Below are 15,218 nucleotides of genomic sequence, written 5' to 3'. Positions count from 1 at the left end.
CTGCAAGGAAATAGCTAACACCTGTAAGCTGAAAAGCGAATAAGTGATGCGAGAAGGTATTATTAGAGAATAAAACCACTGTTTTTTCTCCGATAAGAAAAAAATTTTTCGAACAGGAAAAATGTTGTGATAACTAAAAATTTACATCCTTATCACTTGATAAACCGGTTACAACAACAAATCAAACAACACCCAGAGAAAATTGCTTTTCGCCAATGGTCTCCGGCTGAACAACTCGAACTAAACTGGAATGATATTGGCAAAAAGACCAACGCTATTAGCCGGGCGTTGTTGGAGATTGGTGTTGATGTGCAAGAGAAAATTGGCCTCTTTGCCCATAACAGCATGGCGTGGTCATTGGCAGATATCGCTGTATTACAACTTCGGGCGATCACTGTCCCTCTGTATGCAACCAGTAGTCAGGAACAGGCTAGTTTCATACTTAATGATGCTGGTGTGCGTATTTTGTTTGTTGGCGGGCAGGCGCAGTATGATGTTGCTATTACTTTGACAGAACATTGCCCTCAGTTAAGTCACATTATTGTCTTAGATGAATCAGTAGATTTGCGGGATTGTTCATTAGCTCTGCATTTATCTGATTTCATGGCCGGTGATAAATTACAATATCAGTCGGAGTTGGAAAACCGTATTGCTAACCACGATCTGGATGATCTTTTTACGCTTATTTATACGTCTGGTACAACCGGTGAGCCTAAAGGGGTTATGCTTGATTACCGTAATTTAGCCTATCAGTTGTATTCACATGATCATGTTCTGGCGTTAACTGATCAGGATGTTTCTTTAAGTTTTCTGCCGTTATCCCATGTCTTTGAACGTGCATGGAGTTTCTATGTCATGCATGTAGGGGCGCAAAATGTTTATCTGACCGACACTAATTCTGTTCGTCAAGCTATGGCGGATGTTTGCCCGACGGTGATGTGCGCAGTGCCGAGATTTTACGAAAAAGTTTACAGTGCGATTTTTGAAAAAGTTTCCCAAGCTCCTTGGCATCGAAGAAAACTCTTTAATTGGGCGATTAAATGTGGTGAACGTCAGTTTTTACGTAAGTTGCAAGGTAAAAAAAGCTGTCCCTGGTCAACAGCGATGCATCGACTGGCTGATAAATTGGTGTTGAGTAAATTGCGCAATGTGTTGGGGGGCAGAGTTCGGTTTTTACCTGCTGCCGGCGCACGTCTGGACGAAACGATTATCCTGTTCTTTCTCGCTGTTGGGGTAAATATCAAATATGGCTATGGCATGACAGAAACCTGTGCCACGGTTTCCTGTTGGGAAGAGCAAGGTTATGTGCTTGGTTCTATTGGTACACCACTGCCTGGCATTGATGTTCGTATCGGTGAAGAAGATGAGATACAAGTGCGTGGCCCGATTGTAATGAAAGGCTATTTCAATAATCAGGAAGAGACCATAAAAGCATTTACTCAAGACGGTTGGTTGCGTACAGGTGATGCCGGTAAGCTGGATGAAAATGGTAATTTGTTCATTACTGAACGTTTGAAAGATTTGATGAAAACATCGACTGGCAAATATATTGCCCCTCAAATGATTGAAAGTATTTTGGGGCAAGATCGTTTTATTGAACATGTTGCTGTTATTGCTGATGCTCGTAAATTTGTATCTGCTCTTATAGTGCCTTGTTATGATATATTGGAAGAATATGCAAGATCAATTAATCTCAAATATCATGACCGGGTTGAATTACTGCGTCATAGTCAGATTATCAATATGTTTGAGCAACGCTTGAAAGAGATGCAGAAAAACTTTGCTCACTTCGATCAGGTAAAGCGTTTCATATTATTGCCAACACCATTTTCAATGGAAACGGGTGAATTAACGCCAACATTGAAATTGAGGAGGAAAATTATTATGCAGCGTTACCATGAAGAAATTGAATCTATGTATCAGGATTGATTTTTGGGATCTTATACAAAAGGTTGGTGTTGCCGGTTATTCAGGCGAAATTTGGGGGATATTGTCGTAATATCCCATTTTTGGTTTATCCCATGAATATCCAATTTTAAAGAATTCAATATTAGACTAATAAACTTTTTCCGCCTTAAAATCACAGATAAATTATATTATCTAAGATTATTCTGTAATTGTTAAATATTGCAGATCGAATGAATATAATTTTATGAAATTGGCATTGTTTTCTTGGTTAATTATAGAGAATATATTGGTTGACAATATTGTGCTATTCCTGTATTGAATATCTTAATAAAATAATGGTAAATTTGTATGGTAAATAAAATATAATTTTTATAATGGGGTGAATTGATGAATTTTAATAATGTAGTTATTGTGCATGGTCTTATGGCGACTCCTGATCATCATTGGTTTCCTTGGCTTAAAGCTCAGTATGAAAAGTTAAATGTCAATGTGATAGTGCCGGAAATGCCTGAATCTCATGCTCCTTCACCTCATTTATGGCAAGAAAAGTTGCAGGAAAGTGTGCCTAATCCTGATGAAAAAACGCTTTTTATCGGGCATAGTCTGGGTTGTATTGCCACACTCCGTTATATCTTATCTTTACCTGATAATGTAAATATTGGGGGGATTGTATTGATTTCAGGATTTTATGAAAAGCTATCAACTTTACCTGAATTAAGTATATTTACTCATGAGAACTTGGATTTTCGTCCCCTCATACAAAAAATAAATCAACGAATAGCGATATTATCGCTTAATGATGAGATTGTACCCCCACAGTTTACATTAAATTTAAGTCAGCAACTTCAGGCTGAATTATATGGGGTTCCAGACGGTGGGCACTTTTTAGATCGCGACGGCTTTACTGTTTTTCCTAGGCTAGAAAAGGTATTAAAAGATAATTCGATGTTGTAAATAAATACCTTGGTTGCTTTAAATATGCCAAGTTTGTTTGCATTGAGAGCTTGGCTATTTTAGTAGATTATTTTAATCAATATACCCGTTATCTTTCAGCTACTTGAATAATAAAAGTATAAGAGTTAATAGTCATCTCAGTGATTAATTTTTTTTTAAGACATTCATTTTTGCATTGTGTTTTTTTATAAATATTGAGGTCTATCTCCTGAGTTGTGTAAATAATTTATTCCTATTTTAAATCGTCATTTGATTTATTATTGAATTTGGTTGTTTGGGTAATAATTTCATCTCTAGGCAAGTGTTGTATGTATGGGACTGGTATTCCAAGAATAAACAATGATTTGTAGTGCATTCTCTAATTAAAATGGGGTAAATGGATTTTATCCGAATGAATTATTTTCAATGGACATCAAAAGCGAAGAAATGACGGTCAAATTATCTGAGGCATTTTGTCTGGATTTACTTTATCAAATTCATACTTCGATGACTTAAATGATTTTGAAAACTGTTTTTTAGTTTTTTATCGTATATATACTGGATAATACCTATACGTTGTCATTCTTTTTAGGTATAGCCACTCATATTCTGCTTATCCTTCGCTGCTTGATAGCAAGATAACGCTTGCAAGAGACATCTTGAATTGTCAGAAAGTGGTTATTCTTCCTTGTACTCACATTGCTAACACCCGTTTCTAGCGTTATGTTAATTGACTCAGCATCAATATATCGCTGAGAGGCTATTCGTCTTACTAAAATAAAAGTGGAAGTAACTTCCGATTATTAACTTGCAAACAGAGCCTGGAGGAAAACCTATGGAGATGTTATCAGGAGCTGAAATGGTCGTCCGATCGTTAATTGATCAGGGCGTTGAGCATATATTCGGTTATCCGGGAGGGGCAGTTCTAGATATTTACGATGCCCTGCATACGGTTGGAGGTATTGAGCATATCCTGGTGCGTCATGAGCAGGGGGCCGTTCATATGGCTGATGGTTATGCTCGTTCTACCGGGAAGGTGGGGGTGGTATTGATTACCTCCGGTCCAGGCGCAACTAATGCCATTACAGGTATTGCGACGGCTTATATGGATTCAATTCCGATGGTGGTATTATCCGGTCAAGTCGCTAGTTCCCTGATTGGTAATGATGCATTTCAAGAATGTGACATGGTAGGGATATCCCGTCCGATCGTAAAACACAGTTTTTTAGTGAAAAAAGCGGAAGATATTCCGAAAGTACTGAAAAAAGCCTTCTATCTGGCTTCTAGTGGTCGTCCGGGGCCTGTAGTTATTGATTTACCGAAAGACACGGTAAATCCGGCAGTAAAATTACCCTATATTTATCCCGATCAGATAAGTATGCGCTCTTATAATCCAACGATTCAAGGACATAAAGGGCAGATTAAGCGGGCATTGAGAAAACTATTGAATGCGAAAAAACCGGTCATATATGTGGGCGGAGGGGCGATTAACGCAGATTGTTCAACAGAATTATTGGTATTGGCAGAAAAATTCAATATCCCTGTGGTGAGCTCCTTGATGGGATTGGGCAGTTTCCCTGCAACTCATCCGCAAAGCCTGGGTATGCTTGGTATGCATGGTACATTTGAAGCTAACAAAGCTATCCATAATTCAGATGTCATTTTTGCTGTTGGTGTACGTTTTGATGATCGCACTACCAATAATCTGGAAAAATATTGTCCGGAAGCAACGGTATTGCATATTGATATTGATCCAACATCAATTTCGAAAACGGTTTCGGCAGATGTACCTATTGTTGGTGATGCTAAACAGGTGCTTGGACAAATGCTGGCGTTGCTGGAAACAGTGGAAGACACACAAGATCCAGATGCGCTAAAAGATTGGTGGTTATCTATTCAGCAATGGCGTAGCCGTAAATGTCTCAATTTTGATCGCAGCGGCGAAAAAATTAAACCACAAGCTGCTATTGAGGTTCTCTATCGTCTAACGCAGGGGGAAGCTTATATCACTTCAGATGTTGGACAGCATCAGATGTTTGTTGCATTGCATTACCCATTTGATAAACCAAGACGTTGGATCAGTTCCGGTGGTTTGGGAACGATGGGATTTGGTTTACCGGCGGCTTTGGGCGTTAAACTGGTGAAACCGGAAGAGACGGTAGTCTGTGTTACGGGGGATGGCAGTATTCAGATGAATATTCAGGAGCTATCTACAGCATTGCAATATGGGTTGCCGATATTGGTTCTGAATTTGAATAACCGTTTCCTGGGAATGATAAGACAGTGGCAAGACATGATTTATGCTGGCCGTCACTCTCAGTCCTATATGGAATCTCTGCCTGATTTTGTCAAACTGGCTGAGGCTTATGGTCATGTTGGCATTTCTATCCAGCGTTATGACGAATTGGAAAGTAAATTGGCGGAAGCCTTGAAAGAGGTGACTGAAAATCAGCGGTTGGTCTTTGTTGATGTCACAGTGGATGAAACTGAACATGTATATCCTATGCAGATCCGTGGAGGAGCAATGGATGAGATGTGGTTAAGCAAAACGGAGAGAACCTGATTATGCGCCGGATTTTATCTGTATTACTTGAAAACGAATCAGGGGCTTTGTCCCGTGTTGTTGGCCTGTTTTCCCAACGTGGCTATAACATTGAAAGTTTAACTGTCGCCCCAACTGATGATCCGACATTATCGCGGATGACAATTCAGACTAAGGGAGATGCAAGGGTACTTGAACAGATTGAAAAACAGTTGCACAAGCTGGTGGATGTGTTACGAGTCAGCGAGTTGGCATCGGGTTCTCATGTAGAGCGTGAGGTTATGCTAGTCAAATTACAGGCCAGTGGATATGGACGTGAAGAGATCAAACGCAGTACTGATATCTTCCGTGGGCAGATCGTCGATGTGACTTCGACTTTATATACCGTGCAGTTGGTAGGAACTAGCGATAAATTGGATGCATTTCTCGATGCGGTTCGAGATGTTGCGGAAATTGTTGAAGTTGCTCGTTCAGGTATTGTCGGCGTATCTCGCGGGGATAAAATTATGCGATGAAAAATCGCAAACTGCGGGACTATATACCCTATGGATTTCAAGATGCATCGCGACGGCAAAGGAGCGAATCCCCGGGAGCATAGATAACGATGTGACCGGGGTGAGTGAGTGCAGCCAACAAAGAGGCAACTTGAAAGGTGACGGGTATATGCATACATTTATCAGGCTCTGCGATAAAGTAGAGCCTTTGTGGGGTCTATAAGGAGTTAATGTGAAACTGGATGAAATCGCCCGCCTTGCAGGTGTTTCACGCACAACGGCCAGTTATGTAATTAATGGTAAAGCCAAGCAATACCGTGTCAGTGATAAAACGGTAGAAAAAGTGATGGCAGTGGTTAGAGAGCATAATTACCATCCTAATGCTGTGGCAGCCGGTCTCCGTGCAGGACGTACCCGTTCTATTGGTTTGGTTATTCCAGATTTAGAAAATACCAGCTATACCCGTATTGCTAATTATTTGGAACGTCAGGCTCGTCAACGTGGTTATCAGTTATTGATAGCCTGTTCGGAAGACCAGCCTGATAATGAAATGCGTTGTGTTGAACACCTGTTGCAACGTCAGGTGGATGCAATTATTGTTTCTACCGCATTACCGCCGGAGCATCCTTTTTATCAACGTTGGGCAAGTCGTTCTTTGCCTATCATTGCTCTTGATCGGGCACTCGAAAATGAACATTTTATCAGCGTAGTGGGTGATGATTTTGAAGATGCAAAGATGTTAGCACAAGAATTTCGTCAATTCCCTGCTGAATCTGTGCTTTATCTCGGCGCATTACCTGAATTGTCAGTCAGTTTTCTGCGTGAGCAGGGGTTCCGTGAAGCGTGGAAAGATGATCCTCGCGAAATAATGTACCTCTATTCAAACAGCTATGAACGTGATGCGGCGGCTGAAGCGTTCTCCAAATGGTTAGAAACTCATTCAATGCCGCAAGCGTTGTTCACCACCTCTTTTGCCCTGTTGCAAGGCGTCATGGATGTTACCCTGAAACACAGCGGCCGTTTACCAAATCAATTGGTTATTGCGACTTTTGGCGATCATGAATTATTGGATTTCCTTGAATGTCCAGTGCTCTCTGTCGCGCAGCGTCATCGTGAAATTGCTGAACGGGTATTGGAACTGGTGTTAGCAAGTCTGGATGAAAAACAGAAGCCAGGGCCGGGTATCACACGGATACATCGTGACTTATGTCGTCGAGGAAGCCTGAGTCGAAAAATATAATAAAAACCCCTCATTAAATTTTCTGATGAGGGGTTTTGGTTGTCAGATTTGTTTTAAGAGAAATGTGTAAGGACAACTTTCAAGCAGTCCTTACGTAGATGTGTTTTACGTAGATGTTTTATCGCGATTAAATAGCAATTTCGTTCATACATAAATTATTCAGTAGGAAGAAGAGCATGGAACAGCACTTATTTGAGTTTGAGATTTGTCTATTTACCCCCGTTTTTTTACCGTCTTTTATATATTAAATTGATTTTAATAATATTTATCTGGTGGCTTTTTGTTGCTAGTTAGTTTCAATGCTGAATGCATCAAATAAAATGATAAACATTGCTGTACAATGGCTAAATAGTAATGAAATGTAAATTATGTAAATAAATTAATCACACAACTATTTTTTCATTATTTTGTCATAAACATTTATTTTCCTTGTGCTTGTAAAATTATTCAGAATTATCATGGTGTTAATTATTATTGATATTGCTAAATTTAATAATTATGCCTCCCAACTGCCAAAATCCTGCCATCAAATATAGCTAAAGCGCATCGGCTCTGGCTTGACAAGGTTTTCGTCCCATCCGTAAACTCCTTATTGTGGGGATTAGTGGGATAAAGTGGTAATTTTTGATCACCAGGGGCGACCTGAGGATGTTTCGATGTTTCGTGGAGCAACGCAGATTAATCTCGATAGCAAGGGGCGGCTCACCGTACCTACCCGATACCGGGCAATGCTAAATGAGGAATCGCAAGGGCAAATGGTTTGTACCATTGACCTTCATCAGCCGTGCTTGTTGCTCTATACATTATCTGAATGGGAAATTATTGAAGAAAAACTTTCTCGCTTATCCAGCATGAATCCGGCGGAGCGTCGGGTGCAACGTTTGCTTTTAGGTCATGCCAGTGAATGTCAGATGGATAGTGCAGGGCGTCTTTTGCTAGCTAGTACATTGCGCCAACATGCTGGGCTAGTCAAAGAGGTTATGCTGGTTGGTCAGTTCAACAAATTTGAACTGTGGGATGAGCAGACTTGGTATCAACAGGTTAAAGATGACATTGCGGCTGAGCAATCCACAAAGGAACCTTTATCAGTACGGTTACAGGAATTATCACTATAAATATGGCAAATAGTCATTTTAAACATACCAGCGTATTGCTGGATGAAGCAGTCAACGGACTGAATATCCGTGAAAATGGAATCTATATTGACGGTACATTTGGCCGTGGTGGGCATTCACGTCTGATTTTGTCGCAATTGGGGACGGCAGGTCGCTTAATTGCAATTGATCGCGATCCACAGGCGATTGAAGTAGCAAAAGCGATTACAGATCCCCGGTTTTCAATTGTACATGGGCCATTTTCTAAATTGGCTGACTATACAGAAAAAGCCGGGCTGACTGGCAAAATTGATGGTGTATTACTGGATTTAGGTGTTTCTTCGCCTCAGTTGGATGACCCAGAACGCGGTTTTTCTTTTATGCGTGATGGGCCGTTAGATATGCGGATGGACCCGACTCGCGGGCAGTCAGCAGCAGAATGGCTGATGCATGCGACAGCAGATGATATTGCTTGGGTATTGAAAACATTTGGCGAAGAGCGTTTCGCCAAACGCATTGCCAGAGCCATTGTGGCACGCAATCAGGAAGATCCAATTACCCGAACAAAAGCGCTAGCTGATTTGATTGCTCAAGCTAGCCCAGTAAAAGAAAAACATAAGCATCCAGCAACTAGGAGCTTCCAGGCTATTAGGATTTATATCAACAGTGAGCTGGAAGAAATTGAGCAAGCGCTGGAGGGAGCATTACAAGTGCTTGCGCCAGAGGGGAGACTGTCAGTTATCAGTTTTCATTCGCTGGAAGATCGTATCGTTAAACGATTTATTCGTCAGAATAGTCGAGGGCCACAGGTGCCAGCAGGATTGCCATTAACAGAAGAGCAACTGAAAGCACAAGGTGGGCGTAGCTTGAAATCGATTGGCAAAATGAAACCTTCAGAGGAAGAAGTGGCTGATAACCCACGGGCTCGCAGTTCTGTTTTGCGTTTTGCTGAAAAAGTTAGTGAATAATGGCAGGTGAACGTCACGGATTAACCGGTATTATCGGCAACGATTTACTCAAAAATGCCAAAATACCGTTAATTCTTCTAGTCGCTGTATTGGTTTCGGCCATAGTCGTTGTAACCATTGCACATGAAACCCGCTTGTTGACGGCTGAAAGAGAACATCTGGTCGTGGAAAGAGATGCATTAGATATCGAGTGGCGCAATCTGATCCTCGAAGAAAATGCCTTAGGCGATCACAGTCGAGTTGAGCGGATAGCTGTTGAAAAAATGCATATGCAGCATGTTAATCCTGCTCAGGAAAACATTGTTGTTTCACAGTGAGTTAATTTAATTATTAAAAGGTAAGCGATGAAAGCAGCACGCTCCGTGAAATTAAAACGGCAAGAAGATAAAGCCAGTTTTGTTAGCTGGCGTTTTGCTTTGTTGTGCGGGGGGATTGCCGTAGCTTTAATTGGCTTATTGCTGAGAGTGACTTATTTGCAGGTCATCAACCCGGATCAACTGGTTAAAGAAGGTGATTTACGTTCCCTGCGCGTGCAATCAATCCCTACCGCTCGCGGTATGATCAGTGACCGTATGGGGCGACCTCTGGCTGTCAGCGTTCCAGTCAATGCTGTTTGGGCAGATCCGAAAGAGGTATTTGAAAAAGGGGGGATTACGGATGATACCCGCTGGAAAGCTTTATCTGATGCCATTAATTTGCCTCTTGAGCAACTTACCGACAAAGTTAGCGCTAATCCGAAAGGTCGTTTTGTTTATTTAGCGCGTCAGGTTAATCCATCGGTTGGCGATTATATTCATAAACTGAAATTGCCGGGGATTTATTTGCGCCAGGAATCCCGGCGTTATTACCCGTCAGGTCAGGTAACCGCACATATTATTGGCGTGACCAACGTTGATGGTCAGGGTATTGAAGGCGTAGAAAAAAGTTTTGATCGTTGGCTGACGGGTCAACCGGGTGAGCGGACTGTACGTAAAGACCGCTTTGGCCGTGTCATCGAAGATATTTCATCTGTTGATAGTCTGGCGGCGCACAATTTGGTATTGAGTATTGATGAGCGTTTACAGGCGTTAGTTTACCGCGAATTAACAAACGCGGTGGCCTTTAACAAAGCAGAATCCGGTACAGCAGTATTGGTAGATGTTAATACCGGAGAAGTGCTGGCAATGGCAAACAGCCCATCTTATAACCCAAATAATCGCATTAATACGCCAAAAGAAGTGATGCGTAACCGGGCTATCACCGATATTTTCGAGCCAGGTTCCACTGTTAAACCTATGGTGGTAATGGCTGCGCTCAATGATGGTATCATCAAAGAAAATACGGTTATTAATACAGTACCTTTTAGGATAAGCGGCAAAGAAATTAGAGATGTATCCCGTTATTCGGAATTATCTATCACTGGTATTTTACAAAAATCGAGTAACGTCGGTGTTTCTAAGCTAGCGTTAGCGATGCCCGCAACAGAATTGGTGGATGTTTATTCACGCTTTGGGTTAGGAAAGGCGACCAATCTGGGGTTGGTTGGAGAAAGCAGCGGCTTATATCCAATAGGAAAACAACGGTGGTCAGATCTTGAGAGAGCGACCTTTTCTTACGGTTATGGGCTGATGGTAACACCATTACAGTTAGCGCGGGTCTATGCAACGATTGGTAGCTTGGGTATTTATCGTCCTCTGTCAATTACCAAAGTTGATCCGCCTGTGCCGGGCACAAGAGTATTTCCTGAGCCTATCATGCGAACAGTCGTTCATATGATGGAAAGTGTGGCTTTGCCTGGCGGAGGTGGAGTACGGGCTGCGATAAAAGGTTATCGGATTGCAATCAAGACGGGTACAGCCAAGAAAGTCGGGCCGGATGGCAAATATGCTAATCGATATATCTCTTACGCCGCAGGAGTTGCCCCTGCAAGTAACCCAAGATTTGCACTGGTTGTGGTCATTAATGATCCACTGACAGGTAAGTATTACGGTGGTGTGGTTTCTGCGCCGGTATTTGGTGCCATTATGGGGGGTGCTCTACGCATCATGAATGTGGAGCCGGATGCTTTGGCGGCAGGTGATAAAAACGAATTTGTAATTAATAAGAAAGAGGATACAGGTGGCAGATCGTAATCTACGCGATTTACTCGCGCCGTTGGGTATTGATGCCCCAGTGCGTGAGTTACGCGAAATGACATTAGACAGCCGTAAATCGTCTGCCGGAGATCTGTTTGTTGCGATTAAAGGGTACCAGACAGATGGTCGACACTACATTCCTCAAGCTATCGCACAAGGGGTTGCGGCGGTTATTGCAGAAGCTCAGGGCGAGGCTGATAACGGAACCGTACAAATTATGCATGGTGTTCCGGTTGTTTATGTGAACGATTTGAATAATAAGTTGTCACAGTTAACTGGTGAGTTTTACTGTCACCCTGGTGATAAATTGCGCTTGATTGGTGTAACCGGAACCAATGGTAAAACAACTACGACTCAATTACTTGCGCAGTGGAGCCACAGATTAGGTGAAACCAGCGCGGTGATGGGAACTGTTGGCAATGGTTTATTGGGGCGTGTGACGCCAAGTGAAAATACCACAGGTTCTGCCGTTGATATCCAACTGGATTTGCAACAACTTGTTCAGCAAGGGGCGACTTTTGCGGCAATGGAAGTCTCTTCTCATGGGTTGGTTCAGGGGCGTGTGGCTGCGCTGCCGTTTGAGGCGGCAGTGTTTACCAATTTGAGCCGTGACCATCTTGATTACCACGGTGATATGGAGCACTACGAAGCAGCTAAGTGGCTGCTATTTTCCACTCATAATGTGAAGCAACAAATCATTAATGCTGATGATGAGATTGGATTGAAATGGTTATCCCATTTACCACAAGCGGTTGCTGTAACGATGGAAAATCGTTTGCCGGAAAATTGGCAGGGCCGTTGGTTGGCGGCGCATGAAATAAAGTATCACGATAAAGGGGCATCTATCACTTTCGAGTCCAGTTGGGGAGGCGGTACAATTGATAGTTCGCTAATGGGGGCATTTAATGTCAGTAACCTATTGTTGGCGCTTTCCACCCTATTAGCTCTGGATTATCCGCTGGAAAAACTACTTGAAACAGCTTCCTGCCTGGAACCTGTCTGTGGGCGAATGGAAGTATTCACTGCGCCGGGCAAACCCGTTGTCGTTGTTGATTATGCTCACACACCTGATGCGCTGGAAAAGGCTTTAATGGCTGCACGTTTGCATTGTCAAGGTAAGCTTTGGTGTGTTTTTGGTTGTGGTGGTGATCGTGATAAAGGTAAACGTCCATTGATGGGGGGCGTTGCAGAACAGTGGGCCGATTATGTGATTGTTACTGATGATAATCCGCGCAATGAAGAACCACAGGCAATTGTTGCTGATATTCTGACGGGGTTTCTTGATCCGGGGAGGGCGATAGCGATTCATGGCCGTGTTGAAGCGGTAACCAACGCTATTATGCAGGCAAAAGCAGGTGATGTTGTATTGATAGCGGGTAAAGGCCATGAAGATTATCAATTGGTCGGCCATCGTCGTCTGGATTACTCGGACCGGTTAACTGTTGCTCGGTTATTGGGGGTGATTGCATGATTTCCCTCACTTTGCAACAACTAGCACAAGTAACGAATGGCGTATTGAATCAGGTGACTGAACAGCAGGCAGCAAATATTTGTATCAGTGATGTGGCTACTGACAGCCGTCAGGTTGGAAATGGCAGTCTGTTTATTGCCTTGAAAGGTGAGCGTTTTGATGCTCATGATTTTTTTGCTGATGCAGTAAAAGCCGGTGCTGGCGCTTTGCTTGTCAGCCGTATGTTGGATGTTAACTTTCCACAGGTCGTGGTTAAAGATACTCGTTTAGCAATGGGTAAATTAGCGGGTTGGGTTCGCCAGCAGAGTAACGCTCGTGTCGTTGCGTTGACGGGGTCGTCCGGCAAAACATCGGTGAAAGAGATGACTGCGGCGATTTTGCGCCAGTGTGGTAACACCCTCTATACCGCGGGTAACCTGAATAATGATATTGGCGTACCGCTGACATTGTTCAGACTGACAGAACAACATGAGTTTGCTGTGGTTGAATTAGGTGCAAGTCATGTTGGTGAAATCGCTTATACCGTAGAAATGGTTCGGCCAGAAACGGCGTTAGTCAATAACCTGTTTGCCGCGCACTTAGCGGATTTTGGTTCTCTTGCGAGTATTGCAAAAGCTAAAGGCGAAATTTTTACCGGCCTTCCAGAAAAAGGTACGGCCATTGTCAATATGGAAAGTAATGATTGGGCTCATTGGCAACAAGTTATTGGTGACAAAACAGTTCAGCGTTTTTCCATGCAACAAGTATCAGGTGCTGATTTTTACGCTACGGATATTCAGGTTAAACAACTGACGACGGATTTTTGTCTGCACACGCCTATTGGTAGCACAGAAATCAACTTGCCGTTGCCTGGGAAACACAATGTCGCCAATGTGTTAGCTGCCAGTGCGTTGGCAATTTCTGTTGGTGCAACCTTACGAGATATTCGTCTGGGCTTGTCTGAGCTGAAAGCGGTACCGGGGCGGTTGTTTCCAATCAATTTGGCAGAAGGAAAATTGCTGCTTGATGACACGTATAACGCCAATGTTGGTTCAATGACCGTTGCCGTTCAGGTGTTATCACAGATGCCGGGTTACCGAGTGCTGGTTGTCGGCGATATAGGGGCATTAGGTGAACAGTCAGAAGATTACCATCGTCAAATTGGTGAAACCGCAGCTTCTTGCGGTATCGATAGCGTGTTCAGTGTCGGCAAATTAAGTATTCATGTTAGTGAGGCAAGCGGCTGTGGTCAGCATTTTGCGGATAAAGCCGCATTGATTGCAACATTGATTCCACTATTACAGCAACACAAAGTCATTTCAGTGTTAGTTAAAGGTTCGCGCAATACCAAAATGGAAGATGTTGTTTACGCATTACAGGAGAGCTTCACATGTTAGTTTGGCTGGCCGAATATTTGGTCAAATATCATACCGGCTTTCACGTCTTTTCTTACTTGACGTTTAGGGCTATCGTCAGCCTGCTGACTGCTTTGGCTATCGCATTGTGGATGGGGCCGCGCATGATCGCCTTCCTGCAAAAATTACAAATTGGGCAGGTTGTTCGCAACGATGGGCCGGAATCTCATTTTAGCAAGCGTGGTACGCCGACGATGGGTGGTTTGCTGATCTTACTTGCAATTACGATTTCTACACTGTTGTGGGTTCGCTTGAACAACCCTTATGTTTGGTGCGTGCTGATTGTGCTGATTGGTTACGGCATTGTTGGTTTTGTAGATGATTACCGCAAAGTTGTGCGCAAAGATACTAAGGGGTTGATTGCCCGCTGGAAGTATTTCTGGCAGTCCGTCTTAGCATTGGGTGTGGCGTTTGCCATGTATAGCGTCGGTAAAGATACGCCGGCAACGCAATTGGTCGTGCCATTCTTTAAAGATGTGATGCCGCAACTGGGTGTGCTTTACATTCTGTTGACTTACTTTGTGATTGTCGGAACCAGTAATGCAGTGAATCTGACGGACGGATTGGATGGTTTGGCAATTATGCCAACCGTTTTTGTTGCGGCGGGTTTTGCTTTGGTGGCATGGGCAACAGGTAACGTCAATTTTGCTAACTATCTGCATATCCCTTATCTGAGCCATGCTGGCGAGCTGGTTATCGTCTGTACTGCGATTGTTGGCGCGGGGCTAGGTTTCTTATGGTTTAACACTTACCCGGCTCAAGTGTTTATGGGGGATGTGGGTTCTTTGGCATTAGGCGGCGCACTGGGGACGATTGCTGTGTTGTTACGCCAGGAGTTTCTATTGGTGATTATGGGCGGTGTATTTGTGGTAGAAACCCTGTCAGTTATTTTACAGGTGGGTTCTTTTAAACTGCGCGGGCAGCGTATTTTCCGTATGGCGCCTATTCACCATCACTATGAATTGAAAGGCTGGCCAGAACCACGCGTTATTGTGCGTTTTTGGATTATTTCTCTGATGCTAGTGCTGATTGGCCTGGCAACATTGAAGGTACGTTAATC

The 15,218-nt window shown here is 43.1% G+C and carries 12 protein-coding genes; all 12 read left to right on the top strand.

All coding sequences use genetic code 11. The annotated features are described in order from the left end of the window. Positions 1-129: 129 nt before the first annotated feature. Entirely contained in the window at positions 130-1,929 is a 1,800-nt protein-coding gene (locus tag V2H77_RS19310; RefSeq protein ID WP_341500123.1) for an AMP-dependent synthetase/ligase, read from the top strand. Positions 1,930-2,295: 366 nt separating this feature from the next. After that, on the top strand, positions 2,296-2,862 hold the full coding sequence (locus V2H77_RS19305) for an RBBP9/YdeN family alpha/beta hydrolase (protein WP_341500096.1): 567 nt from the start codon (positions 2,296-2,298) through the stop codon (positions 2,860-2,862). A gap of 814 nt (positions 2,863-3,676) precedes the next feature. After that, positions 3,677-5,404 carry an acetolactate synthase 3 large subunit gene (gene ilvI, locus V2H77_RS19300; RefSeq protein WP_341500095.1) on the top strand — a complete coding sequence of 576 codons (1,728 nt, stop codon included), beginning with the start codon at positions 3,677-3,679 and terminating at the stop codon, positions 5,402-5,404. A 2-nt stretch (positions 5,405-5,406) separates the two neighbouring features. Continuing rightward, a complete protein-coding gene (gene ilvN, locus V2H77_RS19295) occupies positions 5,407-5,898 on the top strand; it encodes an acetolactate synthase small subunit (protein WP_049582402.1) in 492 nt (163 codons plus the stop codon). Positions 5,899-6,109: 211 nt separating this feature from the next. Further along, positions 6,110-7,117, top strand: a complete 1,008-nt coding sequence (cra, locus tag V2H77_RS19290; protein ID WP_341500094.1) for a catabolite repressor/activator — start codon at positions 6,110-6,112, stop codon at positions 7,115-7,117. 656 nt (positions 7,118-7,773) lie between these two features. Then, positions 7,774-8,232: a division/cell wall cluster transcriptional repressor MraZ gene (gene mraZ / locus V2H77_RS19285; RefSeq protein WP_265378473.1), complete on the top strand. Its 459-nt coding sequence runs from the start codon at positions 7,774-7,776 to the stop codon at positions 8,230-8,232. A gap of 2 nt (positions 8,233-8,234) precedes the next feature. Next, entirely contained in the window at positions 8,235-9,179 is a 945-nt protein-coding gene (gene rsmH / locus V2H77_RS19280; protein ID WP_265378474.1) for a 16S rRNA (cytosine(1402)-N(4))-methyltransferase RsmH, read from the top strand. Then, positions 9,176-9,496: a cell division protein FtsL gene (gene ftsL / locus V2H77_RS19275; RefSeq protein WP_074524835.1), complete on the top strand. Its 321-nt coding sequence runs from the start codon at positions 9,176-9,178 to the stop codon at positions 9,494-9,496. The genes rsmH and ftsL overlap by 4 nt, the downstream gene beginning before the upstream one ends. 27 nt (positions 9,497-9,523) lie before the next feature. Beyond that, entirely contained in the window at positions 9,524-11,290 is a 1,767-nt protein-coding gene (locus V2H77_RS19270) for a peptidoglycan glycosyltransferase FtsI (protein WP_341500093.1), read from the top strand. After that, the gene (gene murE / locus V2H77_RS19265; protein WP_341500092.1) at positions 11,277-12,764 is read left to right on the top strand and encodes a UDP-N-acetylmuramoyl-L-alanyl-D-glutamate--2,6-diaminopimelate ligase; all 1,488 of its coding nucleotides are present in this window, start codon (positions 11,277-11,279) and stop codon (positions 12,762-12,764) included. The genes V2H77_RS19270 and murE overlap by 14 nt, the downstream gene beginning before the upstream one ends. Beyond that, positions 12,761-14,140 carry a UDP-N-acetylmuramoyl-tripeptide--D-alanyl-D-alanine ligase gene (gene murF / locus V2H77_RS19260; RefSeq protein ID WP_341500091.1) on the top strand — a complete coding sequence of 460 codons (1,380 nt, stop codon included), beginning with the start codon at positions 12,761-12,763 and terminating at the stop codon, positions 14,138-14,140. Before murE ends, murF begins: the two co-directional genes overlap by 4 nt. Next, positions 14,134-15,216 carry a phospho-N-acetylmuramoyl-pentapeptide-transferase gene (gene mraY / locus V2H77_RS19255; RefSeq protein ID WP_265378478.1) on the top strand — a complete coding sequence of 361 codons (1,083 nt, stop codon included), beginning with the start codon at positions 14,134-14,136 and terminating at the stop codon, positions 15,214-15,216. Before murF ends, mraY begins: the two co-directional genes overlap by 7 nt. The last annotated feature ends 2 nt before the right edge of the window (positions 15,217-15,218 follow it).

It is taken from the genome of Photorhabdus sp. P32 (assembly GCF_038085095.1).
Lineage (GTDB): Bacteria > Pseudomonadota > Gammaproteobacteria > Enterobacterales > Enterobacteriaceae > Photorhabdus > Photorhabdus luminescens.
The sequence above is the reverse complement of the archived record's forward strand: the minus strand, read 5'-3'. Positions and strand labels throughout refer to the sequence as shown.